General features: G+C 67.6%; 17 protein-coding genes. 3 read left to right on the top strand and 14 right to left on the bottom strand.

Going from position 1 to position 16,070, the window contains the following annotated elements; all coding sequences use genetic code 11:
* Positions 1–2: 2 nt before the first annotated feature.
* The 12 genes from HPY32_RS45810 to HPY32_RS29495 form a co-directional block, all read right to left on the bottom strand.
* Positions 3–1,463, bottom strand: coding sequence for a hypothetical protein (locus tag HPY32_RS45810; protein WP_067577695.1), 1,461 nt, complete (start codon positions 1,461–1,463; stop codon positions 3–5).
* Positions 1,460–2,248 carry a DUF8175 domain-containg protein gene (locus HPY32_RS29545; RefSeq protein ID WP_067577693.1) on the bottom strand — a complete coding sequence of 263 codons (789 nt, stop codon included), beginning with the start codon at positions 2,246–2,248 and terminating at the stop codon, positions 1,460–1,462. The genes HPY32_RS45810 and HPY32_RS29545 overlap by 4 nt, the downstream gene beginning before the upstream one ends.
* A gap of 13 nt (positions 2,249–2,261) precedes the next feature.
* The gene (locus tag HPY32_RS29540; RefSeq protein ID WP_156673818.1) at positions 2,262–2,897 is read right to left on the bottom strand and encodes a DUF8175 domain-containg protein; all 636 of its coding nucleotides are present in this window, start codon (positions 2,895–2,897) and stop codon (positions 2,262–2,264) included.
* Between the two features lie 24 nt (positions 2,898–2,921).
* Positions 2,922–3,164, bottom strand: coding sequence for a hypothetical protein (locus tag HPY32_RS29535; protein WP_067577691.1), 243 nt, complete (start codon positions 3,162–3,164; stop codon positions 2,922–2,924).
* Positions 3,161–3,790, bottom strand: coding sequence for an alpha/beta fold hydrolase (locus HPY32_RS29530; RefSeq protein ID WP_067577689.1), 630 nt, complete (start codon positions 3,788–3,790; stop codon positions 3,161–3,163). The genes HPY32_RS29535 and HPY32_RS29530 overlap by 4 nt, the downstream gene beginning before the upstream one ends.
* A gap of 166 nt (positions 3,791–3,956) precedes the next feature.
* A complete protein-coding gene (locus HPY32_RS29525; RefSeq protein WP_067577687.1) occupies positions 3,957–4,238 on the bottom strand; it encodes a hypothetical protein in 282 nt (93 codons plus the stop codon).
* Positions 4,235–4,909, bottom strand: coding sequence for a hypothetical protein (locus tag HPY32_RS29520; protein WP_171983104.1), 675 nt, complete (start codon positions 4,907–4,909; stop codon positions 4,235–4,237). Before HPY32_RS29520 ends, HPY32_RS29525 begins: the two co-directional genes overlap by 4 nt.
* A gap of 3 nt (positions 4,910–4,912) precedes the next feature.
* Positions 4,913–5,623 carry a DUF8176 domain-containing protein gene (locus tag HPY32_RS29515; protein WP_067577683.1) on the bottom strand — a complete coding sequence of 237 codons (711 nt, stop codon included), beginning with the start codon at positions 5,621–5,623 and terminating at the stop codon, positions 4,913–4,915.
* A gap of 136 nt (positions 5,624–5,759) precedes the next feature.
* Positions 5,760–7,313 (bottom strand): cutinase family protein, encoded by a 1,554-nt coding sequence (locus tag HPY32_RS29510; protein WP_082870520.1) that lies wholly within the window; start codon positions 7,311–7,313, stop codon positions 5,760–5,762.
* Between the two features lie 54 nt (positions 7,314–7,367).
* The gene (locus HPY32_RS29505; RefSeq protein ID WP_067577682.1) at positions 7,368–8,510 is read right to left on the bottom strand and encodes a lipase family protein; all 1,143 of its coding nucleotides are present in this window, start codon (positions 8,508–8,510) and stop codon (positions 7,368–7,370) included.
* Entirely contained in the window at positions 8,507–9,742 is a 1,236-nt protein-coding gene (locus HPY32_RS29500) for a cutinase family protein (protein WP_231951288.1), read from the bottom strand. The genes HPY32_RS29505 and HPY32_RS29500 overlap by 4 nt, the downstream gene beginning before the upstream one ends.
* Positions 9,739–10,236: a hypothetical protein gene (locus HPY32_RS29495; protein ID WP_067577680.1), complete on the bottom strand. Its 498-nt coding sequence runs from the start codon at positions 10,234–10,236 to the stop codon at positions 9,739–9,741. The genes HPY32_RS29500 and HPY32_RS29495 overlap by 4 nt, the downstream gene beginning before the upstream one ends.
* A gap of 1,198 nt (positions 10,237–11,434) precedes the next feature.
* Here HPY32_RS29495 and HPY32_RS29490 point away from each other — a divergent pair.
* The 3 genes from HPY32_RS29490 (at position 11,435) to HPY32_RS29480 (ending at position 14,373) form a co-directional block, all read left to right on the top strand.
* Positions 11,435–12,214 (top strand): SDR family NAD(P)-dependent oxidoreductase, encoded by a 780-nt coding sequence (locus HPY32_RS29490; RefSeq protein ID WP_067577676.1) that lies wholly within the window; start codon positions 11,435–11,437, stop codon positions 12,212–12,214.
* Between the two features lie 501 nt (positions 12,215–12,715).
* Positions 12,716–13,201: a hypothetical protein gene (locus tag HPY32_RS29485; protein WP_067577674.1), complete on the top strand. Its 486-nt coding sequence runs from the start codon at positions 12,716–12,718 to the stop codon at positions 13,199–13,201.
* Positions 13,201–14,373 (top strand): DUF6545 domain-containing protein, encoded by a 1,173-nt coding sequence (locus HPY32_RS29480; RefSeq protein ID WP_067577672.1) that lies wholly within the window; start codon positions 13,201–13,203, stop codon positions 14,371–14,373. The genes HPY32_RS29485 and HPY32_RS29480 overlap by 1 nt, the downstream gene beginning before the upstream one ends.
* 475 nt (positions 14,374–14,848) lie before the next feature.
* On the opposite strand, the gene HPY32_RS29475 is transcribed toward HPY32_RS29480, so the two are convergent.
* Together HPY32_RS29475 and HPY32_RS29470 are read right to left on the bottom strand one after the other, a co-directional pair.
* Complete coding sequence (locus HPY32_RS29475) at positions 14,849–15,268, bottom strand: hypothetical protein (protein ID WP_156673816.1); 420 nt, start codon at positions 15,266–15,268, stop codon at positions 14,849–14,851.
* On the bottom strand, positions 15,213–15,923 hold the full coding sequence (locus tag HPY32_RS29470; protein ID WP_067577669.1) for a helix-turn-helix domain-containing protein: 711 nt from the start codon (positions 15,921–15,923) through the stop codon (positions 15,213–15,215). Before HPY32_RS29470 ends, HPY32_RS29475 begins: the two co-directional genes overlap by 56 nt.
* Positions 15,924–16,070: the final 147 nt, after the last annotated feature.

Raw genomic sequence — 16,070 nt, 5'->3', positions numbered from 1 at the left:
CGTCATCGCCGCACCTCCATCGGGCCCGGCCTACTCGGATCCGGCACTGACGTCCCGGGCTCCGGGGCCGGTCCTTCCACCGAGGAATTCAGCGCCTGCACCCCGTGCTGGGCGGCCTGTCCGGCCGCCATCGCCACTCCCGCCACCCCTGCAGCACCCGCAGCTCCGCCACCGGCCGCTGCCTTACCGCTCGCGCGGTTCCCGCCGGTGGACCCGGAGCTCGCCGCGCCATTGCGGCTCGGTCGATTACTCGCCCCGGACCCTTGCCCGGTCGGGGCCGGGGGATTGCCACCTCCCCCACCACCGCCGGACGGTCGAACACCGCCTCCGCCCGGCGGGGTCGGGGCCGAGCCACCGCCTCCCGCGGAGGGAGACGTCGGCCCGCCCCCGGTCGCCTCACTGCCTTCGGTTACCTTCCGGGCTCCGGAGAAGCCCTTGCCGCGCCCGCCGACTCCTAACCCCACGCCGAGGGCACCACCGGCCAGCACTGCCGCTCCCCCGCCACCGCCCCCGAGGGCGGCGACGGCGGGCGCGATCAGCCGCATCAGTGCCGGCAGCACGATCGGCACCGACAACAGCAGGATCATGCCGAGTAAGAGCAGTTGCGGATCTTGCGGCCGCCCAGCACCGTTCACCCCGGCTGCGGAGAACGCGATCGCATAGACCAAGGCGCCGACGGGTTTCCACAGCACCAGCGCGAGCGCCCATTGCAGCATCCGCTGATACGCCTGCGACCCCGGCCCGGTGCCCGCCGCCGCAGCGGACAGCGGCAACGCGGCGACGACGAGAATTAAAAACGCCTCGCGCACGACCAGCATCACCAGTTGGATCAGTGCGCTGATGGTGCCCAGGAACCCCAGCACCAGCATGACGCCGGTGCCCAGGCCGCCCGCGGTCAGCACCGCGACGTCGAACAGCCGATCGGTCACTCCGCGCACGTCCGCTCCGGCGCCGTGGTCGATCACCCAGGTGCTGAACGCGTCGCCGCACTTGGTGCCGGTGGTGATGACCGCGCCGAGCAACATCGACGCCATCACGGCCCGACTGAAGATCAGGAAACTCTCCTGCGCTTCACCGGCGACCGCGCCGCGTTTCGCCACCGCCAGCCGGGCCGCAGCGAACAGGATCCCCGCGATCATCAGCACCACTTGCAGGCCGCTGGTGTAGGACCGGACCGACGCGAGTATCGGGCCCGGCTCGCCTGTGGCCGAGGCCAGTTGGGGGGACGGCAGTCGAACCCACCAGGTGAGACCCATTCGAATCAAGGAGGTGATGCCGCGAAGAAGTGTGTCGACGAGGTCGCGCAGAACCGAGCCGGCAGCGTCACCGGCCGCGCCCTTCGTGAAATCCTCGATGTGTTTGCAGACATCCAACGCGGGGTTGAGCAGATCACAAGGGCTGGGCAACGGTATCTGAGTGCGAACCCCTGTCCAGGCATCGACCGCCAGGAGTGCGATGGTCATGGGGTGTCCTTCCAGGACCCGAATCCAGTGAGCGAGGTCATCGGGACGCCGGGTTCCCACAGGGTGTCGATGTCGTCGGGGACGCGGACGTGCCAGTCGCCGTCGGTGTAGGCCATCGGCCAGGTCGAATACACCCAGCCCTGGTCCGCGGGGACCGCGATCTCCACGACGGCGAAGTCGGGCCGGTACGGCATGATGCGGATCCCGTCGGGCACGGTCACATACCGCGCGGCATCGGGCGTGTTCCGGCGCGAGCGAGCGATCCGGTCTTCGAACGCGGGCCCGGCACCGAGATACCGTTGCCGGATCACGGTCTGCCACACACCCTCTGGTGCTGCGAGGACGCGGGCGATCGCGTCGCAAGCGGCCAGTGCCGCGCCTTGAGGAGTGTCGGCGAAGCCGGAGGCGACCCCGGCGTCGATTCGGGTGGGTCCGTCGCTGCCCGACACCGGCAGCGCCGCGCCACCCCACCCGCGTTGCCACTGCAACCGTGCCGGTGGCATCCACAGGTAGTCGGGCAGGCTCGGGCTCGGCCGCAGGCTCGGGTCCTGCGGTAGCGCTTGCCCGGCGTCGTCGCCGACCACCTCGAGCCGGTTGCCGAGCAGATCGGCGGTAGGCACCCGGCCGGGATCGAGGGACGGGACAATCGGTGTGCCGGTGGTTGTTTCGGGTGTGCTCCGGTCCGGTGTTCTCGCGTCGGGGTGCCGGGTGGCGGCCAGCACAGCGAGTGCGGCGACGACCAGGACAACGCTGACGGCCAGCACGATCAGGCGGCGAATGGTCATGATGTCGTCCCGCTCATGAGGTCGTCACCGAGACCATGTCGGCCGGTGGGCTCGCGACCGCGGCCACCACCGGCGTTGCTGGCCGGTCGGGGAACAGCAGTTTCCAGTCGTCGTCCTGCCAACCCACGACGGCGGTATTGCAGGTCAGCGACTTGTCGGATTGCCTGCTGTAGATGCCGAGATCGGCGCGGTCGGGCCGGTACCGGGTAATCCGGTAGCCCAGCACTGTCGGCGGAGTGCCCACGACCGCGATGGCGGACAGTTGCGCGCGGGCGAGTGCCCAGGCGTCACCCACCCCGGGGGCGAGCATGTGCTGGCCGATCCGAGGCCACTCGGCGTCGGTGGCGACCGAGATCCGAACGATGGCGTGGATGCCCGCCAACGCCGCCCCGACCGGATTGTGGTCGAACCCGGTAGCGACGGTCCCGTCGTCGTGATGCGGCCCCTGATCCGCGATCGGCAGCGTAATCCCGTGGAATACCGTCGTTCTCAGGTTCGTCGGCGCGGCGTGCAGATCAGGAAGGACCACCGGCGCGGTCGTTCCGGTTGGCGGGGTGCTCCTGCCGCATCCGGTCAGGATCGTGAGAGCGACCAGGCCGACAGCCGCCACCGACACGGCAGTTCGCCGCCGGATTGACGTGTTGATCATGGTGTCGTCCAATCGTTTTCGGGGTCAGTGCAGGGGAAACAGTGCCGCGGCGATGCCGCTCGCGGCGCCGACGAGAACGGCGGCCAGAGCCGAGCCGGCCAAGCCTTCGACGGCTTCGTCGCGGTAGAGGCGGATGGCGAGTTGCCCGCCGGTCCAGATCGCGCGGGCGATGCAGCACAGCAGCACCAGCCACGCCAGCCACCCCAGCAGCCGGACCAGCGGCTCCAGCACCGTCGACGGCAACGGAGTGACCGGACCAGCGCTCACGGCCGATCTCCGCTGTCGCTGCTGCCGGTGATCTCGGTGCAATAGGCGAGGTCCAAGGCCGCCAGGATCGGTGCGGCGGTCTGTTCGGGGGCCGAGCGGGGCAGGCAGTGCCCGCCGCCGGGGACCAGGTCGTAGTCGGCCCACACCATTTCGGCCAGCCAATGCGAGTGCGCCCGCGAGAACCTGCTGTCCTCACCCCCGGCGAGGACGAATGCCGGGACACCGCGCAGCACTGGCGTGGCCGGGCTGGCGGGCCACGATCGGTCGGTGACCCCGTTGATCAGGACCAGTCCTGCCAGCGCGGCAGCGCGATACGGGTAGCGGTGCGCGTAGGCGTGCGCGAGCAGTGACCCGGTCGAGTGAGTGACCAGCACAACCGCGCCGACCGCGCAGGTCAGCACTATATCCAGCTCATCCACCCGGTGCCTCATCTGTGTCGCCACGCAGGCGGCAGGCGCACCGGTGGCGCGGTCGCGCGGGGTGTAGGTCAGTTGCGCGATGCCGCCCGCAAGCAGGCCGTGCAGATGCGTGATCACGGGGGCCCAGAGGCTCGAATCACTGTGCAGCGCACCGACATACACGATCGTGGCCGGGGCGGTGGCCGCCCCCCAGCGCTCGACGGTCACATGACCGCCATCAGTGCTCGGCAGGGACAAACAGACATGGTCGCCGCACATCAGCAGGCTCCTAGCGAAACACGGTGAGAAATGCACCGGTGCCCCGACGACACGGGCCGTCGATTCGACACGGAGGTGATCGGGTGTGGTGCAGTCGCTTTCGTGGCGTGACGGGTCATTTGGCACTCACGATCTGCTGCATGATCGTTCCGGCGCTGGTGGCGATGATGCCGCCCGCCAACGCGCCGAGGACGATCTTGGGCGATTCGACGGCTCCGCCGTGCCAGCGTTCCCAGCCGAACTTCCCGCCCGCGTAGATCAGCGCTGCAATCCCGGCCAGCGTCACCGCCCACGCCACCCAGTTGACGATCTTGGTGAGTCCCCCGGCGCCCGGCGGCACCTCGGGAGTGATCTTGATTTCCTGTGCGAGAACGACGGTGTCGAGTAAGTGGATCATGGGGTGCTCCGGGGGTGCGGGGTGGTGCGGGTGGCGGCGATGCGGGCGGTGATCGCGATAGCGGCCCGGTGGACGTCGGCGGGGACGGCGTGGGTCAGGCGGGCGCGGCGTGGGGGTGGCGGGTCGCCGGGGGTGTATCGGGCCAGCTCGCAGACATCGAGGAGGACGAGTTCGTCGTGCCAGCGGATCGACCAGACCGCGTCGTCGACCAGCTCGGTCACGGTGCGCCGGTAGCGCGAGACCGGGGCCGGGAGGCGGCCGGGCCGGGCCGCGGACAAGACCAGGCCGATCACGGTGACGCCGTCGGGGGCGAGTCCGGCGTGGTATTCGCGCAGCCGCTCCGCGGCGGCGATCAGGCCGGGCATGCACAGGCGAGCGGCGATCAGGACGCGCTGCGTGGTCCGAGGGGAGGCGGGCCAGGCCGGTCCGGTGTCGGCGGCATGGGCCCACCACCGTGCCAGCGTGGACGCACCGGCACCGCCGTGTGCGGCCAGCACCGCGAACAGCGGCGGGTGCGGCCCGGTCACCGGCAATGGCTCCACCCGCACCGGTGCCCGCTGCTGCGGTGGTGGCGCGCTGATGGTCGCCGGTTCGAACCGCACCGGGCGCGGACCCTCGGCGGCGGACGGCGCCGAGAGTGGCTGGCGAACGGTGGTGGCGTGCAGTCGCATGGGTTACGCCTGCTGCTTTTGGATGTTGGTGATCAGTACCCGGCCGTTGTCGGTGCGGGTGTTGATGATCTGCAGGTAGTCCACGCGGGTCCGGTCCGGATGAACCTCGACCAGGTGCACCGATTGCGCGCCCTCGGCCAAGGGCGTGATCGCGACGCAGTGGGTGCTGCCCGCCGGGATCGAGGCGATGCCCGCCGCGAGCGCCTGCGCCTGGATCCCGGCTTCAGGGGCCAGCACCGCCATCGCGGCATCGGCGGAGCGTTGTGTGTAGTACGCGTACTCGAATGCGGCGATCACCCCTGCCGGGGTGTCGGTCGAGCCCGCGCCGTCGGTCACCGTCCCGGACAACCCCGCACACGCCGCCGCCACCGCCGGTACAGCGCTGAGGGTCGGTGGCGCGGCGGTGACTGACGGGACCACCGGCTGCCCGCCCGGGTGCACCATGAGGGCACCGACGGTGACCATCGTTGCCGTGACGATCAGTGCCGCGCTGAGCGCGATCCAGCCGCGCCGCGGCAGTCGCGAGTTCCGGGGCGCATCGCCGGTGTCTGTCGGCGGTTCGGGCGCTGCGGCGGTGAGCCAGTTCCAGGCGTCGTCGGGGCTGGGGTCCTCGGCGGGGGCACCGGTGCTGGCGTGCAGGGGAATTGGTGGGGTGGCCGTGGCGTCCAGCCAGCCCCAGCCCTGCTCGGTGTCGGTGGTGTCGGGATGGGGCATCGAACCTTCCTCCTTCCGGAAAGTGGTGTGGTAGTGGGATGTTGGGTGTGTCCGGGCCCTCCGGGTGACCTCTCGCGAGGGGTTCTTCCGCAGCCGGACAACTTCGCAGAGAAGGCGCCATGTCAGGCTCGGCTGGTCACCCGAAGGGGTCTGTGGTGCCCGACATCGGAGCGGCCGAGGAGTCGGGGGCTGTTGGTGATGGACTGTCTGTCGTGCTCGGCTCGGTGGCGCTGCTGCTGTCGGGTGGTGGGGAGGCCGCAAGCGGCGCGGTGCTCGTCTGGCCGGTCCGGTCGCCGAGGTCGTGGGCGAGGGCGGTGAACCAGTCCGCGACCGCGGTCAGGGGCGGGTCGCCGCTGGTGGTGGCGGGGACGCTGGTGTAGGAGCCCTGGCGGCCGGCGGTGTCGCTGTACTGCGTGCGGGCGGCCAGCTGGTAGAGCTGGGTGTTGTCGGTGACGGTCGACGAGATCGCGTCGAAGGCTTGATCCACCCAGCCGAGCGCGGTTTGCGGCGGTATCAATTCCGCCACCGCGCCAGCGACTTTCGTGCCCAAATCGGCGATCGCTGCGACCGGGTTCGCCATGCCGACGGTCGCGAGTTCGGCGATCGTGGCCGGGGTGAACACCTTCTGTGCCACCGACACGACGGTGTTGAACCCGATTGTCCCGAGCCGGAACAGCACCGCCAGCGCTTGATCCGGCCCCGGCACCGGGGTGTTCGGGTCTGATGCTTCGGCCAGGCGTTGGCCGAGTGATTTGGTCGGCTGATAGGAGAGCTGGTCGAGGCTGTCGCCGGACAGGTCCTCGGTGACGACCCCGGCGGCGGTTTTCCAGGCGGTGGCGGCGAGGGCTTGCGCGGTGGTCGCGATGGCCGAGACCGGATCGCGCAGGTCGGATTGGGCGGCGATGTTGTGAATCGTTTGCGCCAGTGGCGATCCGGCCGGGGTATCGCAGGTCATGTCCCCGGCCGCACACAGGTCCGCGACCCGCCCGGTCAACGACCCGAAGCTGGTGTCCTGCCCTGTGGGAGTGGGGTTCTGGTCGATCCCCGCCCCGGCGGGGGTGGTGGTGACCAGCTGGACCTGGCCGGTGGCGGTGCCGGTCGCGCCGGGCGCCGGGTCGGGGGTGGCTTGCCCGGGACGTCCGGGAAAGACGGGTGCACCCGGTGCGCGGTGGGGGTCGGCGAGCAGGGCTATCCCGGCGACGGCGCCGGCGGGGATCGGGTCGGCACCGCCGCCGACTCGGTGGGCGAAGGCGGCGACCGCCGCGGCGCCCTGCCCGTATCCGGCGGCGGCGATTCTGGTGGCCGGGCACCGCTGTTCGACGTCGCGGGCCATCGCTTCCAGACGTTGATCGGCGTCGGAGACGGCCTGGTCGTAGGGCAGTGCGGTGCCGTCATCGCGGTACCCGTAGCGCACGTAGGCGCGCTGCACCAACGCTCCCGCGTTCGCGTCGAGAGGTCCGAACAGTTGCCCGAGCGCCCCGGTATCGGTGGTGGGTGCGGCGTCCGGGGACGTCTCGTCGGGGCCTTGCACACCCAGCACGTACAGTGCCGGGCACGAGGCTCCCAGCGGAGCCCCGACGGGGTCCGCGACCGCCGACACCGCTACCACCGTCACGATGACCGCGGTGCCCGCCGCGACGGCGGCCTGCAGCAGCGCGCGTACGCTATTGGTGTTGTGCCACAACATCATCGGCCTCCGCTTCGGTCGTGTGCTGGTTGTGTGTGCACGGCTGGTCGGTGGTCTCTACAGGGGCCGGTGCAGGTCGTCGGCGAGGCGGGTGAGGATTTCGTTCGCTGCTGTCGCGGCGGTCCCGCGGTGCCCGGTGGGGTAGGTGCGCCAGCTGACATCGACGTCCAGGGCGTCGTAGGTGTCGTAGACGCGCAGGCCGTGTTCGACCGGTACGACGGGGTCGTCGAGGCCGTGGTACAGGTGCACCGGCACTACTGGCCCGGTCCTGCCGCGTCGTTCCTCACCGAGGACGAACCGCCACATCGGGTCGTTCCAGGGATCCTCACGAACGCACCAGCGGCCCAACGGTTCCGGGAACCGCTCCGCCAACCGCGCCGCGTCGAGTTCCCCGGCCAGCGCCGCGGCCTCGCGGCCTTGCTCGGTGAGTACGTGCCGCAGCGGCAGATGCGCGTAGGCGCGAGACAGTCCGACCAGGCCCGCCAGGCCCAGCACCGCCCACGGGCTGTGCTCGATGTGGGTGGCGAGCGCGGCGGGGTCGGCGATCACGGCCCCGGCCGCGACCCCTCGCAGCCCGACCTCGGGGGCATAGACGGGATGTAGTTCCGCGGCCGTGATCGCCGCGCGGCCCCCGTCGGCGTACCCCCAGATCAACACCGGGCCGTCAGCGTCGATATCGGGCAGCGCCCGCACCGCCCGCGCCATATCCAGCGTGGTGTGCCCGGCGGCACGGGCGGCGAGGAACGTATGCGGGCCGGGAGCGACGAACCCTTCGCCGTCGGGGACTGCGACCGTCCAGCCCCGGTCCAGCGCCGCGTCGATCCGACCCGCGTCGGGCTCGTCTCCGGCGGCCAACCGCTGCGAGGGCGCACATCGGCCACCGAGGCCGTGGAACGGTGGGTCGTACACCAGAATCGGGCCCGCGCCGAGGGCGGCGGCCGTGTCGGGGACGATGACGATGCCCGACACCGCGATCGGTTCGTCGAACGAGTCCTTCGACACGTACACGATCAGCCAGGCATCGGCGGTATCGCGCAACTGCGGCGTCGCGACCTTCCGCAGCCGCAGCAGATCCCCCGGCTGCCTGCCGTGCTCGACCACCCGCTGCTCGTACAGATCGTCCGTAGTGGCGGGAACGGAGTCGGTGTCGGTCGACGGGTCGGACGGCAGCGTGTTGTCAGGGTGCTGGATGTCGGTCATGGGTGCCTCCAGGCGAGGTCGTGGGCGACGGCGATCAGCCAGGCGATGCCCGAGGCGAGCTGGCCGCTGACCGCGTAGCCGTTGTGGACAGCGATGGTGTTCGCGTAATGCGCCCACACCGCCGGATTGGTCAGATCAGCGTCGTCGGCCAGTAACTGCCCCCACGCCGCCGACAACTCCCCCACCAGCCGCGGCACCACGCCGAGAAGGTTGTTCGCGACAGCCGCCGTGATCTGGCCCCACCGCGCCGCCGCGGCAGCAGTGTCCGCAGGGGTCGGGGCCGGGATGCGCGGGTCGGAAGCGTCGATCAGCCGACGCGCCAGCGTCTCGGCGGGCACGTAATCCACCGAGCCGCCGTCGACGCGAAAATCGTTGAGCACCACCGTGGTCCACGCATCCCCCAGAGCGCGCGACAGCACGGCGGACAGCGAGCCGAGCGCGGCGAGCGGATCGCGCAGATCGGCTTGGGCGGCGATCTGCGCGCCGACCCGCAGCAGCGCCGCGTGGTCGGGCGCCGAGCACGCCAGGTCACCGTCGACGCAGATCGATGCGACCCGCCCGGTCAGGGCACCGTACGAGGCACCATCCGCAGCGATCCCGCTCCCCCCAGCCGACACCGCCGTCAGCTGCACACCGCTGACCGCCGCGCCGCTGGTCCCGGGAGCCGGATCCGGAACCGTCTGCCCTGGACGGCCGGGAATCGTGGCGGCGTCCGCGGGCCGATCAGGATCGGCGTACAGCACGATGGCCGCGATCCGATCCGCAGGCACCGGCCCACCGCCCGCTCCCACCTGTTGCGCGAACACCGACATCGCTTGCGCGCCTTGGGAATACCCGACACCGGCCAGCAGTGTCGACGGGCACGCCGCCACCACCTCGGCCGCCGCCGCCATAGCCAGGCGCGCGGCGTCGGCGACCGAATCGGCGTACGGGGCGGTGCCGCCGCCGGGCACAGCGCCACCGAATCCGGCCCCGTAGGGGATATAGGCGCGCTGCACCAGACCAGGTACCGCAGCCACCACCGGCCCGATCAACGCACCCACCACCCCGGTATCAGCGCGGGGATCGGCCGTGGGTGACGACTGCCCGGTGCCTTGAATGCCGATGATGTACAGCGCCGGACAGCCAGGACCGATCGGCACCGCCTGCGCTGGCGCCGTCCCCGCCAACAGCGCCAACGCCACACCGCACACCAGCGCGACGGCCCGGCCCAACGTCGAAAAACTGGTCACCGCTGCCCCACCCCGACACCAGCACCGAATCCGGCACCCACCGTCCCGCCGATCACACCGCCCACCGCGGCCGCCGGAGCACCCGCGACCGCAGCCCCCGCGGCAGCACCAGCCGCCGCACCGATCGCGGTCCCCGCGACACCGGAAGTGACAGTGCCGATCACCGGCACCGCGATCACCGTTCCCACTAGCGCACCGGCGATTCCACCGATCGTGCCGCCGATCAACCCACCCACGACCGCACCCACCCCAGCAGCGGGAACACCCGCCACCGCGGCTCCCGCGGCGCCACCGAGACCGGCACCGGCCAGCGTCGCCCCGCTTACTCGATCCGACCGTCCCGCAGGCAGCCCGATCGAATCCAGCGCCTGCGCCACCTGCGCCTCCGCGCCAGCGGCGGTGTTGTTGATGCAGTCACGCACCTGCGGCGGCAACCAATCCGGCGACGGGGTCTCGAATTGTCCGATCCGAATCGTGTTGTCCGGCGGCTTCACCGGCGCAACTGGTGGAACCGGCTCGGGCAGATGTAGATCCGCCACTTCCACCGGCGGCGCGGGATCCGGCGGCGGTACCGGTCGCGGTGCCGGACCATTACGCACCTCCGGCGGCTGCTCGGTGTACGTGGGAGGCGGCGGTCCAGGCTCAGGCGCAGGTGGCGGAGGCGGGGGCGGGGGCGGGGGTTGCGGCGCAGTAGTGCCCGGCTGCGCCGGGCCGGTGACGCCCGGCTGATCCGAAATGGGCTGGGCGATAGCGGCTTCGGCGACACCACCGCACCACAGCACGAGTGCAATCGGCACCGCAGACGCGGTGAGCATCAGCGCCGAACGGTGATATCGCGCGCGCAGACCGATACGGCAATCCGATATCCGGTTGGTCTGCGCGGAAAATCCGCCACCCAGAGAATCGAACGCCGTTACGGCCTGAATAGGTAATCCCAATTTGGGCATGCCAAATAACCCCTCTACTGGGAAGTTTTCGACAGCTGGAAAATATCGATAAATGCTCCAGCAATGCACCCTGGCCTTGCTTTACGCAGGCCAGGGCATCGAGAGCGACTTAATCCCTCAGAGGAAGGAGAAAATGATAGATAGAGCCTGCGCGGCCACCGTCAATCCATTCGACAGCAATACGAGGCCGTCGTTGATCCATCCCACAATCACGCTCGGATCCACTGTTGACCATCCCTTCGAGGCGGTTTTAACTTCCTGCCTCCACACAACACTCAACCGGATCGAAACTCCAGACCTCGATGTCACACAGATTGCATGCCATGCACTCAGCATCAACCGCCGAAAACTAGCGCACGCAGGACTTTTACCCTAAATTTCACGCCGCCCGCATCAGTCGAGATTGTCGGGATTTGGCTCCAGCCACCTGCATTCTAAATGAAGGTTTTTCCCTTTGCTGTCGCCTGATAGACCTCGGCGGCAGAGAGCCGTGCGGGTCCGCGCTTACGTGTAGCGCCATGACATCCAAACGTTCTCACCGGCCACACGAAACCGACCGGCCCGGACCGGGCACTACCAGGCGTGAGGAATCAACCTCTCGACTACACCCGGTTTTCAATACCCGTAGCCGCCTCGCAGCTGACTTGCAGGATCTCCGTTCCCAACCTCAATGGGCGTTCATAAGGTATAGCCTTACCGCTGGCGGGCCGCTCCGTGTGGCTATGGACTCCGAGGGGGTAACAGCATGACCCGAACGTTTCAGTTGTCGGGGTCGAAGGTCTTGCTGACCGGTGCTACGGGTGGCCTCGGTCATGCAATTGCGAGATCGCTCAAGGAGTGTGGGGCCGAACTAATTCTGACTGGCCGACGCGTCGATGTGCTCGAGCGCTTGGCCTCCGAACTCGACGCTCGATCGATCGTCGCTGATCTCGGCGCCGCCGACGATCTGACGAAGCTGCTGGACGTGGCGGGCCCTGTCGATGTCCTGATCGCCAATGCAGGACTACCCGCAGGTGGTCATGTGCTCGATTTCAATGTTGCAGAGCTCGATGAAGCCATAGCCGTCAATCTGCGTGCACCCATCATGCTGGCGCGAGGTGTGGCCGAGTCCATGCGTGCGAGGCGACGTGGCCACATAGTGTTCATGGGATCCATCGGCGGTCGGGTCCCGTCGGGCGACACGACCGTTTACAACGCGACCAAGTTCGGCCTTCGCGGGTTCGCCCTGAGTATGCGTCAAGATTTGCACGGTAGTGGGGTCGGCGTTTCGCTGGTCGAACCCGGATTCGTCCGCGAGGCAGGCATGTTCGCCGACAGTGGTGCGCGCCTGCCGCCGTGGTTCCGCACGGTGTCACCGGAACAGGTTGCCGCCGCGGTGGTCCGCGCAACCCGAGACGATGTCGCCGAGATCGTTGTCGCCCCCTTCGACCTACGGCTGGGCGTCACCCTCGGAACACTCGCTCCAGCACTCGCTTCCCGTCTCCAGCCCCTGCTCGGTGTCCGGCTCGACCCACCGAAAACGTGATCGCAACCAACTCGCTGCCGAAATCACCCTGCGCCAAGCCTGGCCCACCGCTTCTGGAAGATGATCGACACAAATCCAGTGTCGTAGGCGCCAGCACTAGCCACCCGATACCGCGCGGCGGTCGGACCCAGCACAGCATGAGGGCAGTTCCGGGCCAGGCTCATCGAGGCACCGCAACCGAAAGATGCTGCGGCGTGGCTGTAGTCGCGGGCCAGGTCACCGAAAGCTCGACGTATCAACAGAATCCCTTGGTGCCGGTTGGCCGGTTCGGTTAATCTTCGTTGTAGCGTTCAGCTATCGCCCGCCGTTGGATAGCAGCCCTGACCTGTCGCACTCGGTCCCGTCTACCCGACGGCACTCGACGTCTTCGCACGCCCAGCGGTGGGCACACCATGCTGCCGCAGGGGATATCCATATGAAAGGGCTGTTCGGTTTCAACACTCGCCGATAGGCGGTGCGCGACAAGGCCGAAGCCCTCGCTCGAGCAGGGTAAGGAGTGACATGCGTCTGTGGCGAAAGGTTTCCACGCGCGCCAGGTTGCAGAGGCTGGTCGATCGCCTCGACGATGCCTTGCCCGAGGATTGGACAGCTGAGGAGCTTTTCTCATCGGTCGAGCGTCTGCGGGGCCGACGTATCGAGCGCATCGCACTACCGCCGAGCTCCCCCGTCGGTCTGTGCGGGATGTGGCTGGCCTACCGCGACTACGATCTTCTCTTCCTGCGGAAGTCGGATGACCCGCACGATACGTTCCACGAACTCGGGCACATGCTGCTCGATCATGGTCAAGACTCGCCGGTCGTGGGGCAGCTGGCGACCTTGCTGGCGGGGGTCGAGCTGAATTACAGCGCAGCCAAAGTCCGGGCCTTCCGCGGCGGATCCAGCTACGACACGCCAGACGAGTACGAGGCCGAGCTGTTCGCGACGATGGTACGGGCCAGGGTTCGGTCCGGTGGTCCGCGTCGTGACGGCATGCTCAAGGTGTTCTGATGTGGCCCGCCGACAAGTCCCCGTCCTATATCACTGTGTCGGCCCTCGTGTTCATCCTCGTTCTCGCCGTCATACGGATCGGGTTGGTCCGACGTGCATCTCAGGCTGATCACCTGATCAATATCATGGCGGGAATCGCGGCCGTCGGCGTACTTTTGCGTGAGCCGGCCGTAGCCCGTCAGTTGGCGAGGTTCACACCGGGCGGCCTGCCGACCATTTTCGACGCATGGCATTGGACAACCGTGATCTCGTGGGCGACGGCGTTCGGGTTGTGGCTGCTGCGAGAATACGGTCCCGTCCGATACCGCCCCAGATACAGGCTGGTGTTGGCAGGTTCGGCGGGTATCGGCATCGTATTGCTGGTCTTGAGCAGCCCGGCGCGATCGCGAGGAATATCTATCGCGGACTACGGGGGCTGGCGTTATGGCGCCTATATCGCGCTTCTATCGGTGCTGCCGATAGTGGTTTCCGCTCTGATGTCCCGGACTCTGCTTGCGCTACGACAGCGCGCAACCACACGGCACGAACGCGTCGTGGTCCGGATCTTGTTCATAGTTATAGCTCTGAGTGTGCTCCCCGTGAGCTCACTCATACTCTTCGCGACACTGAACACTGTGGGGTTCAACGTCGAGATCGTTCGGCAGATGTATCGCTTCACATCCGATGGATTGGCTTCGGGCGAGCCGCAGCTGCTGTTCTGTGCAATATTGGGCGCTTCCATCGTCCCTTCCTGCACCCGAGCAGTAATGTGTCAGATCCGATTGTTTCGATTGCGTTCCTTGTGGCGAGAGCTCACCGCCGCTGCGCCCGAAGTCGTCTTGTCACTGAAGTGGGCGGATCGGTGGGGTGCCTCACCGGCGGAGCGGGTGGAACGTCGGCGCATCGAGATACACGACGCCGCGGAGATAATCGCCCGATTCACGCAACCGCCGCCAGTCGCCATTGACGAATTGATCACAGCCACCGTTCGCTCCGAGGACCGGAAACAGACTCGCGACGTCCTCGCCTTGATCGAAGCAGCTCGATGTCTCAGCCGCAACGACATGCCCTTCACACAGCCAGCTCCGCACGGGATCGTTGTCCCCGACGAGGACGTATTGCGTCGGCTATGGTCGCCTGCAAAACGCATTTTGCGCGCAGCAACCCGCCTTCCGCAACCAGTCCGCGTCTGACCCGTCTCATCCGTTCCACGACTCGCGTGGGGACTTGCCGCTTCCGAGATCCGATCACCCAGGTACACAAGTCGACGAATTCGGACACCGGGAAGAATGAAGTGAAATGAGTCGCCGTGCCCGCTCGCTGTGCCGGGCGCAATCCGGCCAGCTACCGCTCTCGGGCGCCACCGACAACCTACGACTCACAGCCTTCCCTGGCGTGCCGGGGTGCGTCGCGCCCTTACTGTAAGACCGGAATAAAATAACCTCTCGCTCGATATCTGCATATATTTCAGTCACAGACTTCAGAAACTTGATTCGTTCACGCTTCAGTGCGGACAAGTTTCATCCCGACCTTCCGCTGAATAGCAGCGTTGACGGTCGGCGCAACAGCTCCGAGGGAACGCTGATTCGCACCCCAAAAGGTGCGACAATGCCGACACCGCAAACCGCTGTCCAGCACGCCCCCGCAATCCGCGGTGCACAGCCGAGGTCAGAGCACGGATGGCAGCGAGTCAGAGTGTGCGATCGGTGCGGAATCGGCGAGGATAGCGATGATGGCTTTGATGCTGTCCAGATCCAGATCGTGGATCCGTCCGGCCAGATGGTGCAGTCCACGGTCGCGGATGAGAATGAGCACTTGGATGACAAGGTCCAGCCTTGTGATCTCGGGACTGTCTTCGGCTCTCAGATAGCAGGAGTCGACACCGAATTCGGCGCACACGGCCTCGCTGATGTCGCCCGCCAGACCTGCCGATCGCCCCGCTCGCGCATCGAGGAGGATTTGCGGGCTGACCACCCTCCCGACACGTTGTGATATCGCGCGGGCGACCTCGTCGGTGCTGCGTTCAGGCTGATCACGCAGGTGACGTAATTCGAAGAGCCTGTTCAGTTTCGTCTCGAGTGACAGCATCGGCGTGCCCCTTTGTGCGCGTAGCAAACAAGTCCGCATAGCGAGCCTGTTGTTCTTGTGACAACTCACCGGCGTACCCGAGCAACCACCGGAGATACGTCAGCTCATCCTGATCCTGCGGATCGTCGGCGAGCGGCGTTCGCGCAAGATGGACAGCGAGCAGGGTCTTGATGAATTGATCGTCGTGGCCAGCAGTTCGCATGCCCTCCACCTGGGCGGTAACCCACGCCCGCAACAGGCGATCAACGCTGCGTCCGATCTTCTGCCGCAGTACCAGCATCCGTTCATCGCCGCTGCCGGTGGCGAGCTTACCCAGCTCTCCATCGGCCTCGAGCAACTCCAGCATCGATTGCAAGGGGAACAAAACCGGAAACTCTCCGGTCGGCAAGCGCGGCGCCGGGGGTGGTGCCGGCGTTTCGCGCTCGATCGGCGCCTGGTCGTAGCGGTACATGTTGTAGACCGAGCCGTCCAGGTAGCCGTACATATCGTCCAGCTTCGAACAGGTTCTCTTCCGGGGAACCGATTCCCCGCTCTCGATGTTCCGCAGCGACGTATGCGACAACCCGATCATCTCGGCCGCCTTGCGCTGAGAGAGCCCACGCGCGGCGCGCCGCTCCTCGAGCATGCGCCCGTAGACCACTGTTTTCGTCTGCACTGGTGTGACCATAGATGCCTCGCAGGCTGAACGTGGACAGGTCCGTGTCCAAGTTTCGTGTGCCCCGATGGTGTGTTCCGGTTCCGGACACGGCGACGATCGCCGACCTCGAACCGGTTTGCGGACACTCTCATACGGTAACACACC

It is taken from the genome of Nocardia terpenica (assembly GCF_013186535.1).
Taxonomy (GTDB): domain Bacteria; phylum Actinomycetota; class Actinomycetes; order Mycobacteriales; family Mycobacteriaceae; genus Nocardia; species Nocardia terpenica.
The sequence above is the reverse complement of the archived record's forward strand: the minus strand, read 5'-3'. Positions and strand labels throughout refer to the sequence as shown.

Bases quoted from the DNA above. Each gene is read 5' to 3' on its own strand.
- HPY32_RS29510 (WP_082870520.1), bottom strand. From the start codon at position 7,313: ATGATGTTGTGGCACAACACCAATAGCGTACGCGCGCTGCTGCAGGCC.
- HPY32_RS29485 (WP_067577674.1), top strand. From the start codon at position 12,716: ATGCGTCTGTGGCGAAAGGTTTCCACGCGCGCCAGGTTGCAGAGGCTG.
- HPY32_RS29545 (WP_067577693.1), bottom strand. From the start codon at position 2,248: ATGACCATTCGCCGCCTGATCGTGCTGGCCGTCAGCGTTGTCCTGGTC.
- HPY32_RS29490 (WP_067577676.1), top strand. From the start codon at position 11,435: ATGACCCGAACGTTTCAGTTGTCGGGGTCGAAGGTCTTGCTGACCGGT.
- HPY32_RS29505 (WP_067577682.1), bottom strand. From the start codon at position 8,510: ATGACCGACATCCAGCACCCTGACAACACGCTGCCGTCCGACCCGTCG.
- HPY32_RS29515 (WP_067577683.1), bottom strand. From the start codon at position 5,623: ATGCCCCATCCCGACACCACCGACACCGAGCAGGGCTGGGGCTGGCTG.
- HPY32_RS29540 (WP_156673818.1), bottom strand. From the start codon at position 2,897: ATGATCAACACGTCAATCCGGCGGCGAACTGCCGTGTCGGTGGCGGCT.
- HPY32_RS29520 (WP_171983104.1), bottom strand. From the start codon at position 4,909: ATGCGACTGCACGCCACCACCGTTCGCCAGCCACTCTCGGCGCCGTCC.
- HPY32_RS29525 (WP_067577687.1), bottom strand. From the start codon at position 4,238: ATGATCCACTTACTCGACACCGTCGTTCTCGCACAGGAAATCAAGATC.
- HPY32_RS45810 (WP_067577695.1), bottom strand. From the start codon at position 1,463: ATGACCATCGCACTCCTGGCGGTCGATGCCTGGACAGGGGTTCGCACT.
- HPY32_RS29480 (WP_067577672.1), top strand. From the start codon at position 13,201: ATGTGGCCCGCCGACAAGTCCCCGTCCTATATCACTGTGTCGGCCCTC.
- HPY32_RS29475 (WP_156673816.1), bottom strand. From the start codon at position 15,268: ATGCTGTCACTCGAGACGAAACTGAACAGGCTCTTCGAATTACGTCAC.